Source organism: Dietzia sp. ANT_WB102 (genome assembly GCF_008369165.1).
GTDB lineage: Bacteria > Actinomycetota > Actinomycetes > Mycobacteriales > Mycobacteriaceae > Dietzia.
Map to the genome: position 1 here is coordinate 443,154 of NZ_VOBA01000002.1, position 25,440 is coordinate 468,593.

The following is a 25,440-nucleotide window of genomic DNA, read 5'->3' on the forward strand; positions in this document are numbered from 1 at the left end:
GACGCGAGGAGGCGAGATGGCAGGAGAGTCTGATGCCGACCGCGCCGAATCGCGCTCTGGGCACGTCCCCGTCTTTCTCGAGCGAACCATCGAACTCTTCCGGCCCGTCGTCGAGACCGCCGAGCAAGAGGGGCGCGTCCCGGTCATCGTGGACGGCACCCTCGGGCTCGGGGGGCATTCCTCCCACCTGCTGGCTGAGTTCGGAGACCTGCACATCCTCGGGGTCGACCGCGACCCTGAAGCTCTCGACATGGCGACTCGCCGACTTGTCGCTTACCGCGACCGATTTACGCCGGTGCACGCCCGGTTCGATGACTTCGAGCGGGTCATCTCGGCGCTGCCCACCGGGGCACGGGATGAGGCGGGCCCCGCGGTCGACGGGATCCTCCTCGACTTCGGTGTCTCATCCATGCAACTCGACGTGGCCGAACGCGGTTTCGCGTACTCCGTCGACGCCCCACTCGACATGAGGATGGATCCCACCACCGGCCCCACAGCCGCAGACATCCTGGCCGACTACCCCCGTGACGACCTCGCTCGCGTGCTGCGCGTGTACGGGGAGGAGCGATTCGCACGTCAAATCGCCGCCGCGATCGTCCGCCGCCGGGACACCGATCCTGTCCTCACCAGCTCGCAGCTCGTCGAACTGCTCTACGACACGATCCCGCAGGGGGCTCGCCGGACCGGCGGTCATCCAGGCAAGCGCGTTTTCCAGGCGCTGCGGATTGAGGTCAACGCCGAATTGGAGGCCGTGGAAAACGCGGTACCGGGGTACCTGGACCTACTCAGGACCGGTGGTCGTGCGGTCTTCATGTCCTACCACTCCCTCGAGGACAAGATCGTCAAGCGCGAACTCGCGACACGAACCGCATCGCGCACACCCGCCGGCCTGCCGGTGGAGCTCCCCGGCCACGGCCCAGAGTTCGAGGCGGTCACCAGGGGAGCCGAAAAGGCGTCACAAGAGGAGATCGACCACAACCCGCGCTCGGCCTCGGTGCGGGTGCGATGTGTCCGGCGTATCGACGGGAGAACCCCATGACGAGCACGATCGACACGCCCGGTATCACCGTCGGGCCCGGCACCCGTCCGGCGAAAAGGCCGGGTGCCGACGCGCCCACGCCCGCAGGACGGGCGGTGGGACTCCGACGCAGGCCGGTCATCCAGTCTGTGCGTGGCCGCCGGACCGTTGTCGTTCCCGCGGAACGCCTGAGTCCCGCGGAAGTCGCCGCGAGGGTCCCCTTCGTCGTCGTCCTCCTCCTTCTCATCGGCGCGGGAGTGGGAGGCACCCTTCTCTTGTCTGCCCAGACCACCCAGGACACCTACGACCTCAAGAACGCCCGCGATGCCAACGTGGAGTTGGTGGAGCACCTGGAGGCACTCCAGGCATCCAATGAACGCGCGCGATCAGCCGAGGTGTTGGCCCAGCGTGCGGAGAAACTGGGAATGGTAGGCGTCGCCAGCGCACCCATCCTGACCAGGGGATCGGACGGCGTGATCGAGATCGTCGGTGAGCCCGAGCCGAAGCTCGGCGCGCCGATCAAGCCGTTGCAGCCTGCTCCGGTAGCGTCCCATCCGTCGAGGTCGTCCGCCCGGGACGGGTTCGACGCCCCGCCCGCCCAGGCGCCCCAGGACCGCACGCCCCGCGGGGTCGCCCCCGTCCCCTACCCACCCCTCGTAGTCCCTCCGTCACCGGTCGCCCCGCCGGCGCCCATGGCTGAGCCCGCCGAACCGGACCCCGCCGCGGAGGCTGGGCCCGCGCCCGATCTGGTCCCGCCGGCACCGGCGCCGTTCGGTGAGGACATCGCCACCCTTGCCCCGGTGCCCGGACAGCTCTTCTAGACACCCGAACCCTGAAAGGCCCCCTGGAGATGACCGAACGACGCAGCCCGGGAACGGGAGCCCGGGGCGCCCCGCACGGCACCCCGCCGGGGGGCGGGCGTCCACCGAACCGCTTCGGGAGGGTCCTCACCGCCTCCGCGACCGAACGCCGTTTCACCTTCATGCGTTCCGCCTTCGCAATAATTATGGTCATTGCCCTGGTCAAGCTCTTCTGGGTGCAGACCATCGGAGGCACCGAGCTCGCGGCCCGCGCCGAGAGCCAACGTCAGGTCCACGAGGTCCTCCCCGCTACCCGGGGGGCAATCATCGACCTGCACGGCGACCCCATCGCGTTCACCCGTGAGGCCCGCGATCTGTCGATCCAGCCACTGGTCGAGCAGCGCAACGCCGAAGCCCGCCGGGAACTCGACAGCACCAAACCCACCTGGGACGAGCTGGTCGCCGAGATGGCCGATGAATTCGGCACCGTTCTCGGTGACGCAGTCGACCGTGACGAGATAAAGGCCAAACTCTCATCGGGGGGCGGCTTCACCTACCTCGTCCGCAACGTCGACGTCACCCTCGCCAACGCGATCACCCGCAAGTTCCCCATGATCGGCGCGGAGCGCGTCGACATCCGCGAATACCCGGGAGGCGCACTCGCCGCCAACGTCGTCGGTGCGACGACCAAGAGCGATGCCGGCAAACTGATCGGACTGCAGGGCATCGAGGCGCACTTCAACGACGAGCTCGACGGAGAGGAAGGGCGTCAGACGTTTGACCGTGCCCAGGACAACACCGTCATCCCGGGCACGCTTCGCAACGTGACCGAACCCCGTGACGGGGACACCATCCGTCTCACGCTCGACGCCGACCTGCAGTGGCACGTGCAGAAGGCTATCCAGTCCGCCAAGGACTCCTCCGGGGCCGAGTCCGCCTCCGCTGTTGTGCTGGACGCCCACACCGGTGAGGTACGCGCGATGGCCAACGACAACACCTTCAACCCCGCTGTCGGTGTCGGGGCCGAACTCGAGCGCGGAGCGGACCTGGGAAACCCGGCCATCACATCGCCGTTCGAACCCGGCTCCGTACAGAAGATCATCACTGCCGCCGCCGCGATCGAATCGGGACTGACCGATCCGAACGAAATCCACTCCGTGGATGGCAGCATCCGGATGGAAGGCGTCACGGTCTCCGACGCGTGGCAGCATGGTCCCACTCCGTACACCACCACGGGCATCTTCGGAAAGTCCTCCAACGTTGGCACACTCATGCTGGCCCAGCGAGTGGGTAAGCAGTCGTTCTCCGAATACCTGCACAAGTTCGGACTGGGCCAACGGTCGGGGATCGAGCTCGCTGGCGAGTCCGAGGGGCTCGTGCCCGACCTGCAGAACTGGCAGGGCGGCACCTTCGCCAACTTGCCCATCGGACAGGGTTTGTCCATGACCACCCTGCAGATGGCCGGCATTTATCAGACCATCGCCAACGACGGCGTCCGGGTGCCGCCGCGGCTTGTCGCCGAGCGTGTCAGTCCGGACGGTGAGAGCCAGCAGGCTGAGCGCCCCGAGGGTGAGCGTGTGGTCAGCACGGAAACCGCTCGCACGGTGCGGGACATGTTCCGCGCCGTCGTACAGTCGGGCCCGGGCGCGCAGACGGGCACCGGCCCCCAGGCCGCGGTCGCCGGATACCAGATCAGTGGTAAGACCGGCACCGCACAGCAGATCGACCCCGGGTGCTCCTGCTACTCCAACTCGCGCTACTGGATCACCTTCGCCGGCATATTGCCCGCCGATGATCCGCGGTACGTGATCGCGATCATGCTCGACGCACCCTCGCGGGGCACGCTCGGGGCATCCGCCGCCCCGCTCTTCCACGACATCGCCTCGTGGCTGGTCAACCGGGACAACATCCCGCCGTCGGCCCCCGCCCCTGAACTGGTCCTGCAGGCGCAGTGACCGGCGCCCGGCAGGGTAGCGTGTAGCGGGTTCACGGGAGGGTAGCGAGCAAGGAAGGCTGGGGGGAGGACAGGCGATGACGACAGCGCGACGGCTGGCAGACGCGGTGCGGGCCACCCTTCTCGGCGAGATCTCCCAGGGCGGGAGCGAGATCACCGGAGCAACGATCCGGGCACAGGACTGCGGCCCCGGAATTCTCTTCGCAGCATTACCCGGCAACCGGGTACACGGGGCCGAGTTCGGCGCCACCGCGGTCGAGGCGGGGGCCGGGGCGGTGCTCACCGATCCCGAGGGGCTTGAGCTGATGGCTGCCGTGGCCGACCGCCTTCCAGTCCTGGTGCACCCCGACCCCCGGTCGGTCCTCGGCACAGTGTCCGCAGAGGTGACCGGGGACCCCTCCGCTGCCCTGGATGTCGTGGGGATCACGGGGACGTCCGGCAAGACCACCACCTCCTATCTCGTCGAGGCGGCCCTCGAGGGCTGTGGTCATGTGGCCGGCCTCATCGGCACGACCGGCAGCCGAATCGACGGGCGGGCTCTGCCCAGCCGCCTCACGACCCCCGAGGCCCCCGAGTTCCAGGCGCTCCTGGCCCGGATGCGGGACGAGGGCGCCCGCGCGGTTGCGGCCGAAGTTTCCAGTCACGCACTGCGCCTCGGGCGGGTCGACGGCACTCGGTTCGCCGTCGGCGCCTTTCTCAACCTGTCGCAGGATCACCTGGACTTCCATCCGAGCATGGACGACTACTTTCGGGCCAAGTGTCGGTTGTTCGACGCCGACGTCGACCCGGGGTCGGCGGTCCGCCCTGCGGAGCGCGCGGTCGTCGTGGTCGAGGACGAGTGGGGCCGGCGGCTGCTGGGGATTCGCCCGGACGCGGTCACCGTCTCGAGCGAACCCTCCGCCGCTGCGGACTGGACGGCAGGGCAGTCCACGGCCACCGAACGCGCTACCCAGATTTTCACCGCGCACGGACCGCGCGGGCTGAGTGTCGATGTGGAACTGCCACTGCTCGGCCGGTTCAACGTGACCAACGCACTGGTAGCGCTGGCTATCGTCGATGCTCTCGGCGCGGACGTCGCTGATGCCGCGGCCGGGCTCGCTCGCGTCCGCGTCCCCGGGCGTCTTGAGCCTGTGGTCCGGGGCCAGGACTTCCGGGTGCTCGTGGACTACGCCCACAAGCCCGGGGCGGTGGCGGCGGTGCTCCACTCCGTCCGCGCGCAGACCGACGGCCGCATCGCCGTGGTGCTCGGCGCCGGAGGCGATCGCGATCCCGGGAAACGCGAGCTCATGGGCGCTGCCGCCGCCGAGATCGCCGACATGATCGTGGTGACCGACGACAACCCACGCAGCGAGGATCCGGCAACGATCCGTGCGGCAGTCCTGGCTGGCGCCGAGGCGGCCGCCGGTGAGGGCACCCGGATCGAGGAGGTCGGGGACCGTGGCGTCGCCATCGCCACCGCGATCGACTGGGCCCGCACCGGGGATGTCGTAGTGATCGCCGGCAAGGGGCACGAGACCGGTCAGGAGATCAACGGTGCCGTGTTCCCGTTCGACGACCGCGCCAGAGCCGCCGAAGAACTCACCAGACGACTCGGATATGCCGCCCCTTCGGGCGAGACGGAGGACAGCACACAATGATCGACCTCACCCTCGGCGAGATCGCCGGGATAGTCGGCGGTCGGTTGGTCGGTGGTGACCCCGCGTCGGCCGTCACCGGTTCCGTGGAGTTCGACTCCCGCCGGATCCAGGAGGGAGGGCTGTTCTTCGCCCTGCCCGGCGAGCGCGTCGACGGACACGACTTTGTCGGCCGCGCCCTCCACGCCGGGGCTGCCGCAGCGCTCGTCGCGCACGAGGTCGACGGGGTGGGCGGCGCGCAGATCGTGGTCCCGGCTGTCGACCGGAGGCAGACCAACGCGATGGCGCTGGCCGCCGACGCCGACGGCTCCGGCGCGTCGGTGCTCGCCGCGCTCGGCGCCCTCGCCCGAGCCAGCGTCGACCGGTTGGTCGCCGACCACGGCCTTGTCGTGGTGGGGGTGACCGGCTCGTCCGGTAAGACCAGTACCAAGGACCTCATCGCCGCGGTGCTGTCCGCGGCGGGCACGGTCGTCGCGCCGCCCGGGTCGTTCAACAACGAAATCGGGCACCCCTGGACGGCGTTGCGGGCCGATGAAAACACCGATTTCCTCGTTCTGGAGCTCAGTGCCCGTGCGCCCGGGAACATCCGCGAGCTCGCGGCACTGGCGCCGCCACGCATCGGGGTCGTACTCAACGTCGGCACCGCCCATCTCGGTGAGTTCGGGTCACGCGAGGTCATCGCGGCCACCAAGGGCGAGCTCGTCGAGGCCCTCCCGGCCACGGCCGACGGCGGGGTCGCGGTCCTCAACGCCGACGACGAGCGGGTCACGGCCATGGCCGGACGTACCGCCGCCGAGGTAGTCACCGTGGGGCTGGGCGGGGCCGCGGATGTCCGCGCGGAGCAGGTCCGACTCGACGACGAGGCCCGCGCCTCCTTCCGTCTGGTCACCCCGCGGGGTGACGCCGAGGTGGCGCTCCGAGTGCACGGCGAACATCAGGTGGGCAACGCCTTGTCGGCGGCCGCGGTGGGACTCGCGTGTGGGATGGACGTCGGGCAGGTCGCCGCAGCCTTGGGTACCGCCGAAGCCGCTTCCGCCCGCCGGATGGACGTACGGATGACCGACGACGGAGTCACGGTCATCAATGACTCGTACAACGCCAACCCCGATTCGATGCGGGCCGCGCTGAAGTCCCTTGCCGTGATGGCCCGCTCCGCCGGCGGCCACCGGCGGACATGGGCGGTGCTGGGGGAGATGGCCGAACTCGGCGACGACTCGATCACCGAGCACGACTTGCTGGGGCGTTTTCTCGTTCGGCTGGACGTGTCCCAACTCGTGGTCGTCGGCCTCGGCCGACCCCAACGAGCGATGTTCCAGGGCGCGATCCAGGAGGGATCGTGGGGCTCCGAGGCGGAGCATGTCGCCACTGCCGAGGAGGCCATGGCGATCCTGGACGAACGTGTGGAGCCGGGCGACATCGTCCTGGTCAAGGCGTCGGCGGCGGTCGGTCTGTGGAGCGTCGCGGAGCATATGCTCGCGACGCGTGGTGAGGAGAAGTAGTCAATGACCCAGATCATGATCGCAGGCATCGTCGCCTTCGTCGTGAGCATCTTCCTCACACCGGTGCTCATCATCTACTTCCGTCGGCACGGGTATGGACAAGAGATCCGGCTCGAGGGACCGCAGTCCCACATGAGCAAGCGCGGCACCCCCAACATGGGCGGCCTCGCAATTCTCGCCGCCGTGTGGCTCGGATACATCGTCGCCGGGGTGATCGGGCAGGCGACCGTCGGCGGGGGCGGGTTCACCGCCTCGGGCCTGCTCGTGCTCGGCCTGGCCACAGCCTTGGCCGTGGTCGGGATGATCGACGACGGTTCCAAGGTGTTCAAGCGCCAGAACAAGGGGCTGGGCATCCTGTCCAAGACGATCGGACAGGTCCTCGCCGCCCTCGCGTTCGGCATCCTTGTGCTGCAGTTCCGTAACCCGGACGGGCTCACCCCGGCCAGTCGGTCGCTGAGCTATGTTCGGGACTTCGTCGCCGTGACCTTCCCCGTCGTTGTCTTCCTCATCTTCATCGTCATCCTCGTCTACGGCTGGTCCAACGCGGTCAACTTCACCGACGGTCTCGACGGCCTCGCCGCCGGGTCCATGGCCATGGTGATGGGCACCTACGTGGTGTTCACCTTCTGGCAGTTCCGTTACTCCTGCTTCTCCACCGCCGAGGGCGTCGACCTGTCGGGGTGCTACCAGGTCCGCGACCCACTCGACATCGCGGTGTTGTGTTCGGCCGCGCTCGGAGCCTGCCTCGGATTCCTGTGGTGGAACGCTGCCCCGGCCAAGATCTTCATGGGGGACACCGGGTCTATGTTCCTCGGCGGAATCGTCGCGGGCGTGTCCGTGGTCTCCCGTACCGAACTGCTCATGGTGGTCGTGGGTGCGGTGTTCGTCATCGAGTTCGTCTCGGTGCTCATCCAGGTGGCCGCATTCCGGACCACCGGGCGTAGACCGTTCCGGATGACCCCCATCCACCACCACTTCGAGAACGGGGGCTGGGCCGAGACCACCGTGACCATCCGGTTCTGGCTGCTTGTCGCGATCTCCTGTGGCCTGGCGATCGCCCTCTTCTACGGCGACTGGCTCGCGAGCTCGACGGGATGACCGAGATGACAGACACGACCCACACCCACAGCTCCACCGAGGCGGGATCCCGGTCGGGTCCCGACGTGCGTGAGTTGGCGGGCTTGCGTGTGCTGGTGCTCGGCGCGGGCGTGTCCGGCCCGGGCGCGGTACGCATCCTCGACGCGCTGGGAGCGGAGCCGGTCGTCGCCGACTCTCGCCCGGAGGCAATCTCCCGGTTGCGCGAGGCGTTGCCGGACGACGTCAAGTGTGCAGGCGTCGACCTCGACCGCGCAGCCGAACTCCTCGACGGGGCCGGCGGACCGGACCGTGTCGACCTGGTGATCACCAGCCCCGGCTGGCGGCCGGACTCGCCGCTGCTGCTGGCCGCCGCCGACGCCGGAGTGCCGGTGTGGGGTGACGTCGAACTGGCCTGGCGGGCCGACTCCGCCGAGTTGTTCGGCCCGCGTCGGACCTGGCTCGCGGTCACCGGCACCAACGGCAAGACCACCACCACCTCGATGCTCGAGGCCATCTGCATGGAGGCGGGAATGGCCGCGCGTGCCTGCGGGAACATCGGGTTACCCGTGACGGACGTGCTGCTGACCGAGCCGCGGGTCGACGTGCTCGCGGCCGAGCTGTCGAGCTTCCAGCTGCACTGGGCGCCGAGTTGCCGCCCGGACGTGGGAGTGGTGCTCAACGTCGCCGAGGACCACCTCGACTGGCACGGATCCATGCAGGCCTACGCCGACGCCAAGGCCCGCGTCCTGACCGGCCGGGTGGCCGTCGCCGGCGCCGAGGACGGGATCGCCGCGAGTCTGCTCGCGGCGGCACCGGCCGCGACCACGATCGGGGTGCGCCTCGGTGCACCCGGGCCGGGGGAGTGCGGCGTAGTCGACGGGGTGCTCACCGCGCGGATCGACCATGGTCACTACAGCGGAGACAACGGCGACGGCAATCCCAACGACGACGACAGCGAGGTCGCGCTGCTGCCCGCCGAGGACGTCCGCCCGACTGGCCCTGCGGGCGTCCTCGACGCACTCGCCGCTGCGGCTGTCGCACTGTCCGTGGGTGCGCGGCCCGAGCACGTCGCCGCGGCCCTGCGTGGCTTCACTGTGGGCGCGCATCGCGCAGAGCCGGTCGACGTCGTCGGCGGGGTCACCTATGTGGACGACTCGAAGGCCACCAACCCGCACGCCGCCCGGACCTCACTACTCGCCGGCGGAAAGATGGTGTGGATCGCCGGCGGCCTGCTCAAGGGCGCGGACGTGGAGCCTCTGGTCGTGGAGGTAGCGGACGTGCTTCGCGGCGTCGTCCTCATCGGCCGCGACCGGGGTCGGATCGCCGAGGCATTGGCCCGACACGCGCCGGCGGTGCCCGTCGTGGACCTGGCCTCGGGAGACGATGGCGTTGTTGCGGGTCCCGACGAGCCGCAGCAGACGATGGACCGGGCGGTCGCCGAGGCCGCACGGATGGCCACCGGCGGCGACACCGTGTTGCTCGCCCCCGCGGCCGCGTCGATGGACATGTTCACCGACTACGGCCACCGCGGGCGAAGCTTCGTCCGCGCCGTGGGCCGCGTGGCCGGGAGGTAGGGCAATGGCAACCCACGACAAGGCAGCGCAAGAAAAGACACGGCACGACAGGACACGGCACGACAGGACACGGCACGGACAAGCTCCGCACGGACAAGCACAGTCCGACCGTACGGACGCCGACGCGCGCCCGGACCTGCTCGGGCGCATCGCCGCACCCCTGGCCGCCATCAGCCGCGCCCCCCTGACCTCGTACCACGTGGTCATGGTGGTCACGGCGCTGCTCACCGTGATCGGGCTGGGGATGGTGTTGTCCAGTTCCAACGTGCTCGCCTTCTCCGGCGGCGGCACGCCGTTCGACATCTTCCTCCGCCAGGCACTCTTCGTCCTCATAGGCTGGATCGGCTTTGTCCTCGCCCTGCGGATGCGGATCGAATTGCTCCGCGCGGCGGCCTTCCCGATGCTCCTGTTGTCGATCGGGCTGCTCGTGGCAGTCCTGATCCCCGGCGTCGGATCCGAGATCAACGGCTCGCGCGGCTGGATCAACCTGGGCCTGTTCTCCATCCAGCCCGCGGAGATCGCCAAGTTCGCGTTTATCATCTGGGCGTCCTCGGTGGTCGCCAAGCGGATGCGGACGGGTTATTGGCTCGACCTGCTCTTCCCGGCCGTCGTCGGTTACCTCGCCGTGGCGTTCCTCGTCGTCGTCGCCCCCGACCTCGGCATGGCCACTGCGGTGACCATCGCGTTCCTGTGCGTGCTCTGGTTCTCCGGCTACCCGACCCGGCACTTCGTGTGGGTGATCGCGGTCGGTGCCGTGGTGTTCGGCGTCCTCGCCGTGGCATTCGCCTACCGCTTCGAGCGGATCCGGACCTACGTCGACACCTTCCGGGGCGATTTCTCCAACCCCCAGGGCGCGGCGTACCAGTCGTACCAGGGCATGCTCTCGCTCGCAGACGGCGGGCTGTTCGGTGTGGGGCTGGGGCAATCGAGCGCCAAGTGGTTCTACCTGCCCGAGGCGACAAACGATTTCATCTTCGCGATCATCGGCGAAGAGCTGGGCTGGTTCGGTGCCGCGGTCGTGGTGTCGCTCTACCTCACGCTCGGCTGGGTCGGCATGCGCGTCGCGATGCGGTCGGTCGACCCGTTCCGTCGCCTGCTCGCCGGCACTATCTCCGCGACGATCGTCATCCAGGCCTTCATCAACATCGGCTACGTCGTGGGCCTGCTGCCGGTGACGGGCCTGCAACTGCCGTTGATCTCCAACGGCGGCACCTCGGCGGTCGTGACCCTGACCTCGCTGGGACTGCTCGCCAACTGCGCCCGGCACGAGCCGGAGGCGATCTCCGCGATCCTCAGCTCCCCGTCACGACGCAATCGCCGCTGGTTCTCGCTGCCCGACCCGCGTCCCTACACTCCGGAACGACCGGTCGCGGCGTCGGCCACGCCTGGGCGTTCCAGCGCCGGCACCAGACGGTACGGCGAACCGGTGATCCGGCAGCAGCCTCCCCGGACCGCCGGCCCCGCGGCGCGCGACCGGTCGGCGGGCACCCGAGGCGCAGCCCAGCCCGCCCCCGTTCCGCGCCCACCCCGGGGGACCCCGAGGCCGCCGGCCTACGAGACGATGCCTATCCCTGCGGACGCCGGACGAGATCAACGACGGGGCGCGACCGCTATGACCGGGCGCACCGCCCGGCCCGTGCGCGGACGGGAGGCCGAGCGTCGCCAGCCGGGTCGTCCGGCCCCCGACCCCGGAACCCGACAGGTCCCCGGCACGAGGCAAGCCCCCAGCACCGGACGGCCCAGCTCGATCCACCGGGGGAGGGAGCGATGAGCGCCGCACGGTCCGGCGGGCCCTCGGTTCTGGTGGTCGGTGGCGGCACCGCCGGCCACATCGAGCCGGCGCTCGCCGTCGGCGAGGCGGTCATCGCACTCGACCCCACAGCCCGGGTCACCGCGGTGGGGACCCCACGCGGACTCGAAACCGAACTGGTCCCGCGCCGGGGTGTCCCTCTCGAACTGGTGGACCCAGTCCCGTTGCCGCGCAGCATCGGCGGCGACCTGTTCCGCTTGCCCACAAGGCTTATCAGGGCAGTGCGGGGAGCACGCGAGATGCTGCGGCGCACCGAGGCCGACGTCGTGGTGGGCTTCGGCGGCTACGCCTGCGTGCCCGTATATCTCGCTGCAGCGACCCCCCTCGGTCGTCGGGGCCCGAGCGGGCGTCGTCGGGTGCCGATCGTCGTGCACGAGGCCAACGCCCGTGCCGGTATCGCTAACAAGCTCGGCGCCAGGTTCGCCGTGGCCACCCTCGCCGCCGTCTCCGGTTCCGGTCTCGATGCCCGTGTCGTGGGAAATCCCGTCAAGCGCTCGGTGGCCGGACTCGACCGAACCGCACTGCGCGCCGAGGCACGCGCCACCTTCGGACTCGACCCCGACGCGCCCACTTTGCTCGTGGTGGGCGGGTCCCAGGGCGCGCGTTCGCTCAACACCGCGATGGCCGGCGTCGCCGAGGAGCTCTCCCGCGCAGGTGTCGGCGTCCTCCACGCGGTGGGGCCGAAGAACGTCGCCGACGCGCCCCGCGTGTCCGGCGACGGCGTCCCGTACGTGACCGTGCCCTACCTCGACCGGATGGACCTGGCGTACTCGGCGGCGGACCTCATCCTGTGCAGGTCGGGGGCCATCACCGTCGCCGAGGTCTCCGCGGTGGGGCTGCCTGCGGTGTTCGTTCCGCTGCCACACGGCAATGGTGAACAGGCCCTCAATGCCCGCGACCTGGTCGCCGGTGGCGCCGCAGTGATCGTGGAGGACGACGCACTCACCTCTGACTACCTGCGCACCGAGATCCTGCCGCTCCTGCTGGACCGCGACCGTCTGGACTCCATGTCCACCGCCGCCGTTAGCGGCGGCTCCCGAGACGCGGCTGAGGTCGTGGCGCAGATCGCGCTCGATGCCGCCGCCGGAAAGGCCCCTCGTTGACCGACCACATCACTCCGGACCTACGCACCACGGCATCCGCCGACGCCGTGCCCGCCACACTCACCCGTGTCCACATGATCGGTATCGGAGGATCAGGCATGTCCGGCGTGGCCCGGATCCTGCTCGACCACGGGGTAGCGGTCTCGGGGAGCGACGCGCGCGACTCGTCTGATCTGCGTGCACTCGCCGACCGGGGCGCGATCGTGCGCGTGGGTCACCACGCGGATGCACTCGAGGCGCTCGGTGCACCCCCCGAAATCGTCGTCGTCTCCAAGGCGGCCATCCCCGCAGACAACCCGGAGCTGATCGCGGCGCGGACGGCGGGGATCCCCGTCGTCACGCGGTCGCAAGTGTTAGGGCACCTGGCACGGGCGGGCCGTTCCATCATGGTCTGCGGGACGCACGGCAAAACCTCGACGACGTCCATGCTCATCGCCGGCATGCTCGCCGCCGGATCTGATCCGTCGTTCGCGGTGGGCGGCACCGTTCTTCAGTTCGGTACCAACGCTCGCGGCGGTAATGACCCCGTGTTCGTCGCCGAGGCCGACGAGTCCGACGGCTCGCTCGTCCACTACGAACCCGACGTGGTGATCCTCACTAACGCCGAGCCGGACCACCTCGACCACTTCGGCACCGCCGAGGCCTACTACGAGGTGTTCGACACTTTCCTCGCCCGCATCCCCGCCACCGGTGCGCTGGTCGTGTGCTTGGACGACGACGGCGCCGCCGAGCGCGCCCGGCGAGCCGCAGCGGCCGGAGTGCGCGTGCTCGGCTACCGCACGTCGGACGGGCCGGCCACAGACCTTCCGGTGGCGGGCGAAATCGACGGGATCGTCGTCGATTCCGCGGGCACCCGTGCTCGCCTCACACTTGACGGCGCGCCCCGCGGAGAGCTCCACGTGGGCACCCCCGGCGAGCACATGGCGCTCAACGCCCTGGCGGCGCTGCTCGCCGCGCGGGAGGTCGGCGCAGCCGGGGGGATCGATCTGGCGAGATTCACCACCGACGGTTTCCTCGAGGGTCTTTCCGGGTTCGGGGGAGTGGGACGACGCTTCGAGCCGAGGGGCGAGGCCATCGTCCGGGGCGGGCGCGCGCGGGTCTACGACGACTACGCCCATCACCCGACCGAGGTCGCAGCTGTGCTCGGCGCGGCCCGAGAGATCGTCCGAGCGGACGGCGGCCGACTCGTGGCCGTCTTCCAACCCCACCTGTATTCGCGGACCCGCATATTCGCCGAGGAGTTCGGCCGGGCGCTCTCACTCGCCGACCGAGTTGTCGTGATCGACGTCTACGGTGCCCGCGAACAGCCCGAACCAGGGATCGACGGCGGAACCGTCGCGCAGCATGTGACGGTCCCCGTCCAGCACGTTGCAGACCTGGACGCCGCGCTCTCGGCAGTGCGTGAACTCCTCGAGCCACACGACGTGGTGTTCACGCTCGGAGCCGGGGACATCACCACACTCGGGCCTCGCATCGTCGCGGCCGAGGGCCTGTGAGGAGGTCCGTACGGTGACCGACGACCGCGGCGACCGTCCGGACGGCCCGGCGACGGGCGAGGATCCGGAGCTCACGTTCACTGACGATCCCGACCGCCGGCTCGCCGCCGCCACCGTCCGCAGTTCCGATGAGCGCGTCCGGCACTCCGACCCGGCAGTGCGTGCGCGCCTGCGGAGGCGTCGCCGTCGGACCAACCGCATCTACGCCGGCCTCGGGGTGGCGCTGGTGGTGCTGCTCATCGGCTACATCGGCCTGTATTTCCTGCCGGTGTTCGCTGTCCGTGAGGTCAGTGTGGAGGGCACCCGGACGATCCCGTCGGAGGTCGTGGTCGAGCGCGCCGCCGTCGCCCCCGGGACGCCGCTGCTCCAGGTGGACACCCACGCTGTCGCGCGGCGCGTGGCCGGCCTCCCACGGGCCGACCGGGTGACGGTCAAGCGTGACTACCCCTCGGGGCTGCGGATCGAGATGATCGAGCGCACCGCCCTGGTGGTGGTGGAGGTCGACGGAGCCCAGCATCTCGTGGACGCCCAGGGCATCGACTTCGGTCCGGGTGAACCCCCGCCCGGCACCCCCCTGCTCACGGTGGGCGAGGCGGCCGGAGCCGACCTGCCGTCGGTCGTTCGCGATCTGGCGACGGTGTTCGCGGAGGTCCGCGGGACGGCGGGTCAAGAGATCGGCGCGGTCGAGGTGGAGACCCCCGCGTCGATCACGCTGACGCTCGCCGACGGCCGGGTCGTGGAATGGGGCTCCGCGGGGCGCGATCACGAGAAGGCCGTCACCCTGCAGATGGTGCTGGAGCAGCCCGGACAGATCTGGAACGTGTCCAACCCTGCACTGCCGGCCTCGCGTTAGACAGCCCCCCGGGGTCCGGATCGGACGGCGGGGCGACACCGGTGGACACGACACGCCCGCGAGCCTCGTGGACGCGCGGCGCCGCTACCCCTACCGTGTGTGCAGACGGCGAAAACGGCCTCTGACCAGCAAGTTTAACCCTCAACTTGAGGGTGAGACTTTAGGCTCGCGGAACTTTCGTCCAGACAGCATGCAAACCGAGCACGACACCCCCATAGGAAGGCCGGGCCTCGATGAGCTCACCGCACAACTACCTCGCAGTCATCAAGGTCGTCGGGATCGGCGGCGGCGGCGTCAACGCGGTCAACCGGATGATCGACGAGGGCCTCAAGGGCGTCGAGTTCATCGCCGTGAACACTGACGCGCAGGCGCTTCTCATGTCGGACGCCGACGTCAAGCTGGACGTTGGCCGTGAGCTCACCCGAGGGCTCGGTGCCGGCGCGGACCCGGAGGTCGGCCGCAAGGCCGCCGAGGACCACAAGGACGAGATCGAGGAAGTCCTCAAGGGTGCCGACATGGTCTTCGTCACGGCCGGTGAGGGTGGTGGCACCGGTACCGGCGGCGCGCCCGTCGTCGCCGCGATCGCCCGCAAGCTCGGTGCCCTGACGGTCGGCGTGGTGACGCGCCCGTTCTCCTTCGAGGGCAAGCGCCGCGGCGGCCAGGCCGACAGCGGTATCGACCAGCTGCGCGAGGCCTGCGACACGCTCATCGTGATCCCTAACGACCGGCTGCTCCAGCTCGGCGACGCGGGCGTGTCCATGATGGAGGCCTTCAAGACCGCCGACGAGGTCCTGCTCAACGGCGTCCAGGGCATCACCGACCTCATCACCACCCCGGGCGTGATCAACGTCGACTTCGCCGACGTCAAGGGCGTCATGTCCGGTGCGGGTAGTGCCCTCATGGGCATCGGATCTTCACGCGGGGAGGGCAGGGCCTACAAGGCCGCCGAGGCCGCCATCAACTCGCCACTGCTGGAGACCACGATGGAGGGTGCCAAGGGTGTCCTCATGTCCATCGCGGGCGGGAGCGACCTGGGGCTGTTCGAGATCAACGAGGCCGCCACGCTCGTCCAGGAGGAGGCGCACCCCGACGCCAACATCATCTTCGGCACGGTCGTGGATGACTCGCTCGGCGACGAGGTCCGCGTGACCGTCATCGCCGCCGGGTTCGACGGCGGATCCCGTCCGGTCACGGCCGGCTCCGGCCAGCCGCGCCGCGGCCGTCATCACCTCGACGACGACGAGTTGGTCCCCGGCGCCTCCGGCGATACCGGCGGCGCCTCGGAGCTCGGATCGACCCCCCTCGACGGCCGCCGTCGCGAGGAGTCGGCCTACTCCGGTCCCGCCACCTCGTCGGGAGACTCCTCCTCGACGTCGTCCTCGTCCCGCCGCCGCGACGAGGACGATGACATCGACGTGCCGCCGTTCATGCGTCACTGACGCCCCGAACCATGGCGTCAGAAGGCACGGGGCGCGTCCGCCGGGTGGTCACAGACCGCCGCGGTGGGGTGTCGACCGGAGATTTCGACTCGTTCAACCTCGGTGACCACGTCGGGGACGCCCCGGCGGCGGTGGCAGCCAACCGGGCCCGGCTCGCCCGCCGACTCGGCCTACCGGCCACGGATGTCGTGTGGATGGACCAGGTGCACGGCACCCGCATCGCCCGGGTGACCCGCGCGACAGGTGGCCCCGTCCCGGCCACCGACGGTCTGGTCACCGACCGGCCGAACCTGGCGCTGGCGGTGCTCACCGCCGACTGCGTGCCGGTACTGGCCGCGGACTCCGAGGCCGGCGTGATCGGGGCCGTGCACGCGGGCCGGGTCGGAGCGGTCGGGGGAATCGTCCCCTCGCTCATCGGAGCCATGACCTCTTTGGGCGCGCGAGCGGACCGCATCACCGTGCTCTTCGGACCGGCCGCGGCGGGGGAGCATTACGAGCTGCCCGCGGAACTGGCCGACGAGGTCGAGGCCGCCCTGCCCGGCAGTCTCACCCGGACTGTCGCGGGGACCACCGGGGTGGACCTGCGCAAAGGCCTCACCCGACAACTCGCCGGGCTCGGTGTCACGCGCGTCGACTCCGACCCGCGCTGCACGATCGCCGAAGAGTCCCTGTTCTCGTATCGTCGACAGGGCCGGACCGGGCGCCAGGCCAGTGTGATCTGGCGGCAGGAATAGACGGCACGACCGGCGGGCCCGCGTGGCCGGACACGAAGGAGGGGACATGACCGATCCCAGGGCGGAGGAACTCGCCACCCGACTGGCCGAGACCCGGCGGCGACTCGACGCGGCCCGGGCGGCCGCGGGACGGATCGACGAGGTCGACCTCGTCGTCGTCACCAAATTCCACCCCGTCGCCGACCTGGTCCGACTCGCCCGACTCGGCGTACACGACGTCGGCGAGAACCGCGTCCAGGAAGCCGCGTCCAAGGTATCGGCCCTGGCCGCCGCCGACGCCGAGCTCTCCGCAGCTATCCGCTGGAACATGATCGGTCACATCCAGTCCAACAAAGCCGCCGCGGTGGCGGGGTGGGCCGACCGCGTTCACTCCGTTGACTCGATCAAGGTCGCCAACGGGCTCCAGAAGGGCCGCGCTCGCGCCGCCGACGAGCGGGAAGGCGTCACCCCGCTGCCCGTCCTGCTGCAGTTGAGTCTGGATGGTGACACCTCCCGCGGCGGCGTCGCTCCCGAGGGCCTGCCCGCCCTGGCCGATCACGTGGCGGGACTCGACCACCTGGTCCTGGCCGGGCTCATGGTGATCCCCCCGCTCGAGGGTGAGGCACGCGCCCATTTCGCCGACGCTGCCGAGGTGGCGGCCACTTTGCGACGTGATCACCCCCACGCAACTGAGTTCTCCGCCGGCATGTCTGGGGATTTGGAGGAGGCGATCGCCGCAGGTTCCACCTGCGTGCGTGTCGGAACGGCGATACTCGGCCCCCGACCAGTAGTTTGAGATCCAGCCTCGCGGGGGGACGTCTCCCGCGAAGAACACACGCCCGCGACGACCCCGTTATCAGGAAGGTCCCGGAAGATGAGCGCAATCGCCCGGTTCAAGGAGTACTTCGGAATGGCGCCGGTCGCGGCGTATGACGACGAGTACCTCGACGACTACGACCGGCCCGTCCACCACGACATGCGTGCCCCCCGCGGCATCCACGAAACGGACGACCTCGGCCCGATCGTCCGCGATCGCCGGGACGACTACGGCTACGCCGCCGACCGGTACATGGAGGAGCCCGCTCCCCGTGCCCGCGTCGGGGACATCGACCCGATCGACGATCGTGGCGCCGCGCCGCGTCGCGACGCCGTCGACGAGCCGGCTCCCCGGCCGCGTCGCTACCACGCCGCAGAGGCCGGGGCCCGCGCCACGCTGCGCGGGGTGCCCCCCACCCGGGGCGCTGTCGCGCTCGCGACCGAGGAAGAGTTTGTCGAGGACGGGCTGGTGACCGTGCCCGAAACCGTGGTTGAACGGCCCCGCGGCTTCGGGGACGGCAAGAGCCTCGGTGAGCACTTCCGCGCCGGGCGCGCCGTCGTCCTGGACCTGTCGACGATGGCCTCCGGCGATGCGCGCCGCATGGTCGATTTCGCCGCCGGTCTCGTGTTCGGTCTCGACGGACGCATGGAGAAGGTCGCCGATCGCGAGCGCACCTTCCTCCTGCAACCGGCCGGGATGGACCTCACCGAGGCCGAGGTCCGCGACGCCGTCAACGGCGCCTTCCGGCGCTGACGGCCACCTCCTTGACCAGAACCGACAGGGCGTCCGTGACGTCGGACTGCGGTGGACCAGTAGGGTTGAGCCGTGCGTGAAATCCTGCTGGTCCTCTACATCATCACCCAGGTCTTCTGGTACATGCTCCTTGCCAGGATCGTGGTGGAGATGATCGCGTCGTTCTCCCGCGGGTGGAGCCCGCGCGGCGTCCTCGCCGTGGTGTTGGAGTGGCTGTTCACCATCACCGACCCGCCGGTCAAGGCGCTCCGCAAGGTCATCAAACCCGTTCGTTTGGGGCAGGTCTCGCTGGACCTGTCGGTGCTGGTGTTGTTCGTCATCATCATCGTCATCCAGGTGATCCTGCGTGGCCTGATGATGAGCGTCGCGTGAGCCCGGCCGTGCCCGCTGGTGACGCGCGGGCTGATTGTGACTAGATTGGCCACCGCTAAGGTAGTAATGAAGTCGTGGGTCCGGTGCGAGATCGCCGGGCCGGCACCCGAGACGACCACGAGGGGTATCCCATGCCGTTGACACCAGCCGATGTGCATAACGTCGCGTTCTCCAAGCCGCCGATCGGTAAGCGGGGCTACAACGAGGACGAGGTGGACCAGTTCCTCGACCTGGTCGAGACTGAGCTAGCGGAACTCGTCTCGGATAACGAAGACCTTCGCCAGCGTGTGGAGGAGTTGACCCGCGAACTCGAGAAGGCGCGCAAGGCAGCCGACGAGGCCGGCAAGTCCGCCGGGAAGTCCGCGGGCGTCGCCGGTGGGACTGGTGCCGCTCAGCAGCAGGCCGCCCCGGCTCCGACGCAGACCCCGGCACCCGTTGCTGCATCTGCGCCGACCACCCCGGCTCCCGCCGCCGCGACTCCGTCGCTGAGCAAGAGCGAGGACGGAGGCGCCGCCAACAACGAGACCCACCTTCGCGCCGCCCGAGTCCTGGCGATGGCCCAGGAGATGGCAGATCGGCTCACCGGCGAGGCCAAGAAGGAGTCCGACGGACTCATGGCCAAGGCCCGCAGCGAATCCGACAAGCTCGTCGGGGACGCGAAGTCCCAGTCCGATCGTCTGGTCGGCGACGCCAAGCAGCAGTCCGAGAAGATGGTCGGCGACGCCCGTAAGGAAGCCGACAAGATCCTGACCGACGCCAAGAGCAAGTCCGACGGCATCGTCAAGGACGCCCAGACCCGGTCCGAGCAGCAGGTCAAGGAGGCGCAGACCAAGGCCGACGCCCTGCAGGCCGATGCCGAGCGCAAGCACACCGAGATCATGGCGACGATCAACCAGCAGCGAGGCGTCCTCGAGAGCCGCATCGACCAGCTGCGGACGTTCGAGAAGGACTACCGCAGCCGCCTCACCAGCTACCTCGAGAACCAGCTCTCCGAACTCGGCAAGACCGGGTCGGCAGCCCCGGTCGCTCCCGCTGAAGCCGGCGGTTCGTCCGACCAGGCACCCAAGAAGGACGGCGGCCACCGAGCCGAGTGATCCACCCGGACTGACGCGTCCGGTCCCCGCCCCCGCCCAGGGTGCGGGGACCGACGTATATTTGGGAGTACGGAGCCGCCGACAGTGCGCACCGCTCCCACATCGCACAGCACCAGGAGGCTTGGATGCTCGTCGCCGCGCTCGGACTGACGATTCTCGGCTTCGCCTTTCTCGTGGCGGCCGTCGCGACCGGTCAGATCGCGTGGGCGTGGGCGTGCATCGCCGTCGGGGCCGGGGGTCTCGTACTGCTGGTGGTCGACCTGGTCCGTGAACGCGTCGACCGCGACCGCGAACTGCGGGCTACCTCGGAAGAGGCGAACGCCCGCACCGAGGGGTAACATCGACGTCAGTCCGGCCGCGAGCCGGACGCGCAGCGATCCGGCTATCACCGGGGAGCGCTCGGAAGAACGGCGGACCCTTGACCCTCGGGGACGCTCAGTAGAACCGAACGGGGGAGCCCGTCACAGCCCGACCCACGAGTGGGCGTCGCATGTCGTCGCCAAACGGGGTGGTACCGCGGACGGAACGCGCCAGACGCGTTCCGGATCGTCCCCGAGCGCAGGCCTGACGGCCCCACGGATGCGAACTCGTGTGGGCCCCGTACGCGAGGAGTCCGCCGAGATGAGCACCGAGTCCGTGAACCGGGAGTCCGTGAATAGCGACGCAGCCGACGGTGAGCCCGCCGCCGGCAGCGCGTACCCCGTACTCGACCTCACCGACGGGACCATGGCCCAGACGCCGTCGTTCCCCGCACTTGAGGAAACGGTCCTGGCCCGCTGGGACGATCGCGACACATTCCGCGAGTCCATCCGTAACCGCAAGGGGGCGGAGGAGTACGTCTTCTACGACGGCCCGCCGTTCGCCAACGGCCTGCCGCACTACGGCCACCTGCTCACCGGGTACGTCAAGGACGTGATCCCGCGCTACCGCACCATGCAGGGGTACCTCGTCGAGCGTCGCTTCGGATGGGACTGCCACGGGCTGCCCGCCGAGCTCGAAGCCGAGAAGCAACTGGGCATCACCGAGAAGTCGCAGATCCTCGAGATGGGTCTGGCCGAGTTCAATGATGCTTGCCGCCGGTCGGTCCTCCAGTACACCGACGAGTGGGAGGATTACGTCCATCGCCAGGCCCGCTGGGTGGACTTCGAGAACGACTACAAGACTCTCGACATCGACTTCACCGAGTCGGTTCTGTGGGCCTTCAAGCGGCTCTACGACATGGGGCTGATCTACAAGGGCTTTCGCGTGCTGCCGTACTCCTGGTACGAGCAGACTCCGCTGTCCAACCAGGAGACCCGCCTGGATGACGCCTACAAGATGCGCCAGGACCCGGCCGTCACGGTCGGACTACCCCTCGAAGCCCCGCAGGACAGCCTGTTCCACGGCGCCGAGGCACTTGTGTGGACCACCACGCCCTGGACTCTGCCCTCCAACCTCGCCGCCGCAGTGCACCCGGAGATCGACTACTCGGTGGTCCGGGTCAACTCCGGCGAGTTCGCCGGCCGGGTGTTCGTGCTGGCCGAGGCCCGCCGCGGTATCTACGCTGCCGAATTCGGTGACGACGCCGAGGTCGTGGCCACCGTCAAGGGTTCGGAGCTGGTGGGGTTGCGGTACACCCCGCCGTTCGACTTCTTTTCTGGCCGGGCAAATTCCCACGTCGTGCTCTCGGCCGACTACGTCACCACCGACTCCGGTACCGGCGTGGTGCACCTCGCCCCGGCCTTCGGTGAGGAGGACAAGGACGCCTGCGACGCCGCCGGCATCGAACTGGTGATCCCGGTGGGCCCGGACGGCAAGTTCACCTCCGAGGTGCCGCCGTACGCCGGACAGCTCGTCTTTGACGCCAATGCCCCCATCTCCCGGGACCTGCGGGCAGCGGGCCGGTTGATCCGCCACGAGACCATCGAGCACTCGTACCCGCACTCCTGGCGCTCCGGGCAGCCGCTCATCTACATGGCCCTGCCCGCGTGGTTCGTCAAGGTCACCGCCTTCCGCGACCGCATGGTTGAGCTCAACCGCGAACACATCACCTGGATGCCGGAACACGTCCGTGACGGGCAGTTCGGCAAGTGGCTCGAGGGTGCGCGCGACTGGAACATCAACCGCAACCGCTACTGGGGCGCGCCGATCCCGGTGTGGGAGTCCGACGACCCCGCCTATCCGCGCGTCGACGTCTACGGCTCCCTCGACGAACTCGAGCGGGACTTCGGGGTTCGTCCCACCGACCTGCACCGCCCCTACATCGACGAGCTGACCCGGCCCAACCCGGACGACCCGACCGGCAAGTCCACGATGCGTCGCATCCCGGATGTTTTCGACTGCTGGTTCGAGTCCGGGTCGATGCCGTTCGCCCAGGTCCACTACCCCTTCGAGAACAAGGAGTGGTTCGAGACCCACAATCCGGGCGACTTCATCGTCGAGTACAACGGCCAGACACGCGGCTGGTTCTACACGTTGCACGTGCTGGCCACCGCATTGTTCGACCGGCCCGCGTTCACGCACGTCGCCGCCCACGGGATCGTCCTGGGCAACGACGGGCTCAAGATGAGCAAGTCCAAGGGCAACTACCCGGACGTCAACGAAGTGTTCGCCCGCGATGGCTCGGACGCCATGCGCTGGTTCCTCATGAGCTCACCGATCCTGCGGGGCGGCAACCTCGTGGTGACCGAGCAGGGTATCCGCGAGGGTGTACGTCAGGCCATGCTCCCGCTGTGGAACACGTACAGCTTCTTCCAGCTGTACGCCGCCCGTCGGGCCACGTGGCGCACGGACTCCCAGCACGTGCTCGACCGCTACATCCTGTCCCGCCTGGCGTCGACCCGTGACGCGATGACCGACGCACTGGACACGACGGACATCGCGGCGGCCTGTGATGAGCTGCGACTGTTCGCCGACGCCCTGACCAATTGGTACGTGCGCCGGTCCAGGTCGCGGTTCTGGGCCGGTGAGGACAGCGGGCAGGACTCCCTTGATGCGTTCGACACGCTCTACACGGTGCTCGAGACGACTATGCGGCTAGCGGCGCCGCTGTTGCCGCTGATGAGCGAGGTCGTGTGGACCGGGCTCACGGGCGAGGAGTCGGTGCACCTGGTCGACTGGCCGGCCGCCGACGAGCTGCCGAGCGACACCGCCCTGGTCGAGGCGATGGAGGCGGTGCGCGACGTGTGCTCGACCGTGTCGTCGATCCGCAAGGCCAAGCACCTGCGTGTTCGCCTGCCGCTCAACTCGCTCACGGTGGCGATGCCCGACGCCGAGCGGCTCGAGCCGTTCACCGGTCTCATCGCCGACGAGGTCAATGTGCGGGAGGTGCGCCTGACCAGCGATGTGGCCGCGCACGGCCGGATGGAGTTGGCGGTCAACGCCCGCGCCGCCGGGCCGCGGCTGGGCAAGGACGTACAGGTGTGCATCAAGGCCGCCAAGACCGGGGACTGGTCCGAGGTAGACGGGGTGGTGACCGCGGGCGGGATCGAGTTGCAGGAGGGCGAGTACCAGAACCGGCTCGTGGCCGCCGATCCCGAATCCACGGCAGCGCTCCCCGGTGGTGCTGGCCTGGTTGTGCTGGATCTGACCGTCACCGAGGATCTTGAGGCCGAGGGCTGGGCCAAGGACCGGATCCGGGAGATCCAGGAGGCCCGTCGCGCCGCTGGCTTCGACATCTCCGACCGCATCCGGGTGCGCATGGAGGTGCCGACCACGCGCCGCGAGTGGGCGGACCGCCACGCGCAGCTCATCGCCGGCGAGGTACTGGCCACCGATTTCGAGGTGGTCGACACGTTGGATCCGGTCGACGGAACACCGGTTGAGCTCGCCGAGGGCGTCCGGATGACGCTGGCTCGGGTCTGACCGGCGGCTCGTCATGGGTGACGGGCAGGACCGGTGGGTTCTGCACGTGGACATGGACGCGTTCTTCGCGTCCTGTGAACAGCTGACCCGGCCGACCCTGCGGGGTCGGCCGGTGCTCGTCGGCGGCACGGGCGGCCGCGGTGTGGTCGCGGGCTGCTCGTACGAGGCGCGGGCGTACGGCGCCCGGTCGGCGATGCCATCGCACCAGGCGCGCAGGCTGGTGGGGCCCTCGGCGGTGTTCCTGCCGCCCCGGATGCCGGTGTATCGCGCTCTGAGCCGCCGGGTTTTCGAGGTGTTCGCCGAGCACGCGCCGGTGGTCGAGCAGGTGTCGGTGGACGAGGCGTTCCTCGAGCCGCCGGAGCTGCGCGGTGCGGACGCGGAGCGCACCCGTCGGTGGGCGCAGGAGTTACGTGCTGCGATCCGCGAGGCCACGGGGTTGCCGGCTTCGGTGGGCGCGGGGGCGGGGAAGCAGTACGCGAAGATTGCCTCCGAGTTGGCCAAGCCGGACGGGATCGCGGTGGTCGCCCGCCGCGACCATGCAGAGGTCCTGGACCCGCTGCCGGTGCGGAGCCTGTGGGGGGTGGGCCCTGTGGCGGGGGAGCGGCTGTCGCAATTCGGTATCGCCACGATCGGGGACCTGGCCGCAATGGACGACGACGACGTGGTCCAGGCTCTCGGGCGGACCGTGGGGCCGGCGATCGCCCGGATCGCGCGAGGCTACGACGACCGACCGGTCCACGAGCGGGCCGAGGCCAAGCAGATCAGCGCGGAGAGCACCTTCGCGGCCGACCTCACTACAGCTGGTCAGGTCGCGGGCGCCGTCCGGCGGTCGGCGGAGGCAGCGCATCGACGGCTGCTCACCGACGGCCGGGCCGCCCGCACCGTGACGGTCAAAGTCAAGCGCACCGACTTCACCTCGATCACCCGCTCGTACACCCTGCCGGAGGGCACCACGTCGCTGGAGACGATTATCGCGGTGGCTCGTTCGCTCGCTCCGGATCCGGTCGACTTCGGCGCGATCAGGTTGCTCGGCGTGGGGGTGTCGGGGCTGACGGAGTTCCACCAAGACGCCCTGTTCGAGCAGGAATTCGTGCCCGAGGGGCGGTCCGGCCCGGGTGACGACGACGAGGACCTGCCCGACATCGTCGGCGTGGGTACCACCGTGACCACCGACGACCGGGATCCCGCGGCCTCGGACGCCGAGGCAGTGGACCAGCATGCTCCCGAGGCGGTTCCGGCGATCGGCGCGTGGCGGGCAGGCGAGATGACGCGTTTTCGGACGGGGTCGGACGTGTGGCATCCCGAGTTCGGTCACGGCTGGGTTCAGGGATCCGGCCATGGTCGGGTGTCGGTGCGATTCGAGACGGCGGCGACGGGTCCGGGGCGGATGCGCACGTTCTCGGAGGGCGACCCGGACCTCGAACCGGCGGACCCCCTCGACTCACTGGGCTGGTAGTCGGCCAGCCGCCCGCCTTCCCCCCTCCCCAGACTTGCGCGTCCGGATTGGTCCACTCCCGCAGCGCACTCGGGCTGGATTCGGGCAAAGGGGGCACGCAAGTCGCCGGTGCCTTCGTGGAGAGCCTCCGGATCC

Annotated in this window: 20 protein-coding genes; all 20 read left to right on the forward strand. The window is 69.6% G+C overall.

Annotation, left to right across the window (positions count from 1 at the left end; translation table 11 throughout):
- Positions 1 to 16 precede the first annotated feature (16 nt).
- The 20 genes from rsmH to FQ137_RS13855 all read left to right on the forward strand — a co-directional run bounded on the left by rsmH (position 17) and on the right by FQ137_RS13855 (position 25,305).
- Positions 17 to 1,039: a 16S rRNA (cytosine(1402)-N(4))-methyltransferase RsmH gene (rsmH, locus tag FQ137_RS13760; RefSeq protein ID WP_149293161.1), complete on the forward strand. Its 1,023-nt coding sequence runs from the start codon at positions 17 to 19 to the stop codon at positions 1,037 to 1,039.
- A complete protein-coding gene (locus FQ137_RS13765) occupies positions 1,036 to 1,839 on the forward strand; it encodes a hypothetical protein (protein ID WP_149293162.1) in 804 nt (267 codons plus the stop codon). The genes rsmH and FQ137_RS13765 overlap by 4 nt, the downstream gene beginning before the upstream one ends.
- A 29-nt stretch (positions 1,840 to 1,868) precedes the next feature.
- The gene (locus FQ137_RS13770) at positions 1,869 to 3,773 is read left to right on the forward strand and encodes a penicillin-binding protein 2 (RefSeq protein WP_188065040.1); all 1,905 of its coding nucleotides are present in this window, start codon (positions 1,869 to 1,871) and stop codon (positions 3,771 to 3,773) included.
- 76 nt (positions 3,774 to 3,849) lie between these two features.
- Entirely contained in the window at positions 3,850 to 5,409 is a 1,560-nt protein-coding gene (locus FQ137_RS13775; RefSeq protein ID WP_149293163.1) for a UDP-N-acetylmuramoyl-L-alanyl-D-glutamate--2,6-diaminopimelate ligase, read from the forward strand.
- Positions 5,406 to 6,905 (forward strand): UDP-N-acetylmuramoyl-tripeptide--D-alanyl-D-alanine ligase, encoded by a 1,500-nt coding sequence (gene murF / locus FQ137_RS13780; protein ID WP_149293164.1) that lies wholly within the window; start codon positions 5,406 to 5,408, stop codon positions 6,903 to 6,905. The genes FQ137_RS13775 and murF overlap by 4 nt, the downstream gene beginning before the upstream one ends.
- 3 nt (positions 6,906 to 6,908) lie before the next feature.
- Positions 6,909 to 8,003, forward strand: a complete 1,095-nt coding sequence (mraY, locus tag FQ137_RS13785; RefSeq protein ID WP_149293165.1) for a phospho-N-acetylmuramoyl-pentapeptide-transferase — start codon at positions 6,909 to 6,911, stop codon at positions 8,001 to 8,003.
- A gap of 5 nt (positions 8,004 to 8,008) precedes the next feature.
- Positions 8,009 to 9,556: a UDP-N-acetylmuramoyl-L-alanine--D-glutamate ligase gene (murD, locus tag FQ137_RS13790; protein ID WP_149293166.1), complete on the forward strand. Its 1,548-nt coding sequence runs from the start codon at positions 8,009 to 8,011 to the stop codon at positions 9,554 to 9,556.
- 4 nt (positions 9,557 to 9,560) lie between these two features.
- Positions 9,561 to 11,327, forward strand: coding sequence for a putative lipid II flippase FtsW (gene ftsW / locus FQ137_RS13795; protein ID WP_149293167.1), 1,767 nt, complete (start codon positions 9,561 to 9,563; stop codon positions 11,325 to 11,327).
- The gene (gene murG / locus FQ137_RS13800; protein ID WP_149293168.1) at positions 11,324 to 12,469 is read left to right on the forward strand and encodes an undecaprenyldiphospho-muramoylpentapeptide beta-N-acetylglucosaminyltransferase; all 1,146 of its coding nucleotides are present in this window, start codon (positions 11,324 to 11,326) and stop codon (positions 12,467 to 12,469) included. Before ftsW ends, murG begins: the two co-directional genes overlap by 4 nt.
- Positions 12,470 to 12,543: 74 nt before the next feature.
- Entirely contained in the window at positions 12,544 to 13,965 is a 1,422-nt protein-coding gene (gene murC, locus FQ137_RS13805) for a UDP-N-acetylmuramate--L-alanine ligase (RefSeq protein WP_223146520.1), read from the forward strand.
- A gap of 13 nt (positions 13,966 to 13,978) precedes the next feature.
- A complete protein-coding gene (locus FQ137_RS13810; protein ID WP_149293170.1) occupies positions 13,979 to 14,818 on the forward strand; it encodes a cell division protein FtsQ/DivIB in 840 nt (279 codons plus the stop codon).
- A 233-nt stretch (positions 14,819 to 15,051) separates the two neighbouring features.
- Positions 15,052 to 16,257 (forward strand): cell division protein FtsZ, encoded by a 1,206-nt coding sequence (ftsZ, locus tag FQ137_RS13815; RefSeq protein ID WP_149293171.1) that lies wholly within the window; start codon positions 15,052 to 15,054, stop codon positions 16,255 to 16,257.
- A gap of 11 nt (positions 16,258 to 16,268) precedes the next feature.
- Complete coding sequence (pgeF, locus tag FQ137_RS13820; protein ID WP_149293172.1) at positions 16,269 to 16,991, forward strand: peptidoglycan editing factor PgeF; 723 nt, start codon at positions 16,269 to 16,271, stop codon at positions 16,989 to 16,991.
- A gap of 46 nt (positions 16,992 to 17,037) precedes the next feature.
- Positions 17,038 to 17,766: a YggS family pyridoxal phosphate-dependent enzyme gene (locus tag FQ137_RS13825; protein ID WP_149293173.1), complete on the forward strand. Its 729-nt coding sequence runs from the start codon at positions 17,038 to 17,040 to the stop codon at positions 17,764 to 17,766.
- A 78-nt stretch (positions 17,767 to 17,844) separates the two neighbouring features.
- Positions 17,845 to 18,540: a cell division protein SepF gene (locus FQ137_RS13830; protein WP_149293174.1), complete on the forward strand. Its 696-nt coding sequence runs from the start codon at positions 17,845 to 17,847 to the stop codon at positions 18,538 to 18,540.
- A 72-nt stretch (positions 18,541 to 18,612) separates the two neighbouring features.
- The gene (locus tag FQ137_RS13835; RefSeq protein WP_149293175.1) at positions 18,613 to 18,912 is read left to right on the forward strand and encodes a YggT family protein; all 300 of its coding nucleotides are present in this window, start codon (positions 18,613 to 18,615) and stop codon (positions 18,910 to 18,912) included.
- A 131-nt stretch (positions 18,913 to 19,043) separates the two neighbouring features.
- The gene (locus FQ137_RS13840) at positions 19,044 to 20,006 is read left to right on the forward strand and encodes a DivIVA domain-containing protein (RefSeq protein WP_149293176.1); all 963 of its coding nucleotides are present in this window, start codon (positions 19,044 to 19,046) and stop codon (positions 20,004 to 20,006) included.
- A gap of 125 nt (positions 20,007 to 20,131) precedes the next feature.
- Complete coding sequence (locus FQ137_RS13845) at positions 20,132 to 20,344, forward strand: hypothetical protein (protein WP_149293177.1); 213 nt, start codon at positions 20,132 to 20,134, stop codon at positions 20,342 to 20,344.
- 283 nt (positions 20,345 to 20,627) lie between these two features.
- Positions 20,628 to 23,849 carry an isoleucine--tRNA ligase gene (gene ileS / locus FQ137_RS13850; protein WP_188065042.1) on the forward strand — a complete coding sequence of 1,074 codons (3,222 nt, stop codon included), beginning with the start codon at positions 20,628 to 20,630 and terminating at the stop codon, positions 23,847 to 23,849.
- 13 nt (positions 23,850 to 23,862) lie between these two features.
- The gene (locus tag FQ137_RS13855) at positions 23,863 to 25,305 is read left to right on the forward strand and encodes a DNA polymerase IV (RefSeq protein WP_149293178.1); all 1,443 of its coding nucleotides are present in this window, start codon (positions 23,863 to 23,865) and stop codon (positions 25,303 to 25,305) included.
- Positions 25,306 to 25,440 lie beyond the last annotated feature (135 nt).

What these genes read in the sequence shown, in the direction of transcription:
- rsmH (WP_149293161.1), top strand. Translation starts at nt 17, where the DNA reads ATGGCAGGAGAGTCTGATGCCGACCGCGCCGAATCGCGCTCTGGGCAC.
- FQ137_RS13765 (WP_149293162.1), top strand. Translation starts at nt 1,036, where the DNA reads ATGACGAGCACGATCGACACGCCCGGTATCACCGTCGGGCCCGGCACC.
- FQ137_RS13770 (WP_188065040.1), top strand. Translation starts at nt 1,869, where the DNA reads ATGACCGAACGACGCAGCCCGGGAACGGGAGCCCGGGGCGCCCCGCAC.
- FQ137_RS13775 (WP_149293163.1), top strand. Translation starts at nt 3,850, where the DNA reads ATGACGACAGCGCGACGGCTGGCAGACGCGGTGCGGGCCACCCTTCTC.
- murF (WP_149293164.1), top strand. Translation starts at nt 5,406, where the DNA reads ATGATCGACCTCACCCTCGGCGAGATCGCCGGGATAGTCGGCGGTCGG.
- mraY (WP_149293165.1), top strand. Translation starts at nt 6,909, where the DNA reads ATGACCCAGATCATGATCGCAGGCATCGTCGCCTTCGTCGTGAGCATC.
- murD (WP_149293166.1), top strand. Translation starts at nt 8,009, where the DNA reads ATGACAGACACGACCCACACCCACAGCTCCACCGAGGCGGGATCCCGG.
- ftsW (WP_149293167.1), top strand. Translation starts at nt 9,561, where the DNA reads ATGGCAACCCACGACAAGGCAGCGCAAGAAAAGACACGGCACGACAGG.
- murG (WP_149293168.1), top strand. Translation starts at nt 11,324, where the DNA reads ATGAGCGCCGCACGGTCCGGCGGGCCCTCGGTTCTGGTGGTCGGTGGC.
- murC (WP_223146520.1), top strand. Translation starts at nt 12,544, where the DNA reads ATGATCGGTATCGGAGGATCAGGCATGTCCGGCGTGGCCCGGATCCTG.
- ftsZ (WP_149293171.1), top strand. Translation starts at nt 15,052, where the DNA reads ATGAGCTCACCGCACAACTACCTCGCAGTCATCAAGGTCGTCGGGATC.
- pgeF (WP_149293172.1), top strand. Translation starts at nt 16,269, where the DNA reads ATGGCGTCAGAAGGCACGGGGCGCGTCCGCCGGGTGGTCACAGACCGC.
- FQ137_RS13825 (WP_149293173.1), top strand. Translation starts at nt 17,038, where the DNA reads ATGACCGATCCCAGGGCGGAGGAACTCGCCACCCGACTGGCCGAGACC.
- FQ137_RS13830 (WP_149293174.1), top strand. Translation starts at nt 17,845, where the DNA reads ATGAGCGCAATCGCCCGGTTCAAGGAGTACTTCGGAATGGCGCCGGTC.
- FQ137_RS13840 (WP_149293176.1), top strand. Translation starts at nt 19,044, where the DNA reads ATGCCGTTGACACCAGCCGATGTGCATAACGTCGCGTTCTCCAAGCCG.
- FQ137_RS13845 (WP_149293177.1), top strand. Translation starts at nt 20,132, where the DNA reads ATGCTCGTCGCCGCGCTCGGACTGACGATTCTCGGCTTCGCCTTTCTC.
- ileS (WP_188065042.1), top strand. Translation starts at nt 20,628, where the DNA reads ATGAGCACCGAGTCCGTGAACCGGGAGTCCGTGAATAGCGACGCAGCC.
- FQ137_RS13855 (WP_149293178.1), top strand. Translation starts at nt 23,863, where the DNA reads ATGGGTGACGGGCAGGACCGGTGGGTTCTGCACGTGGACATGGACGCG.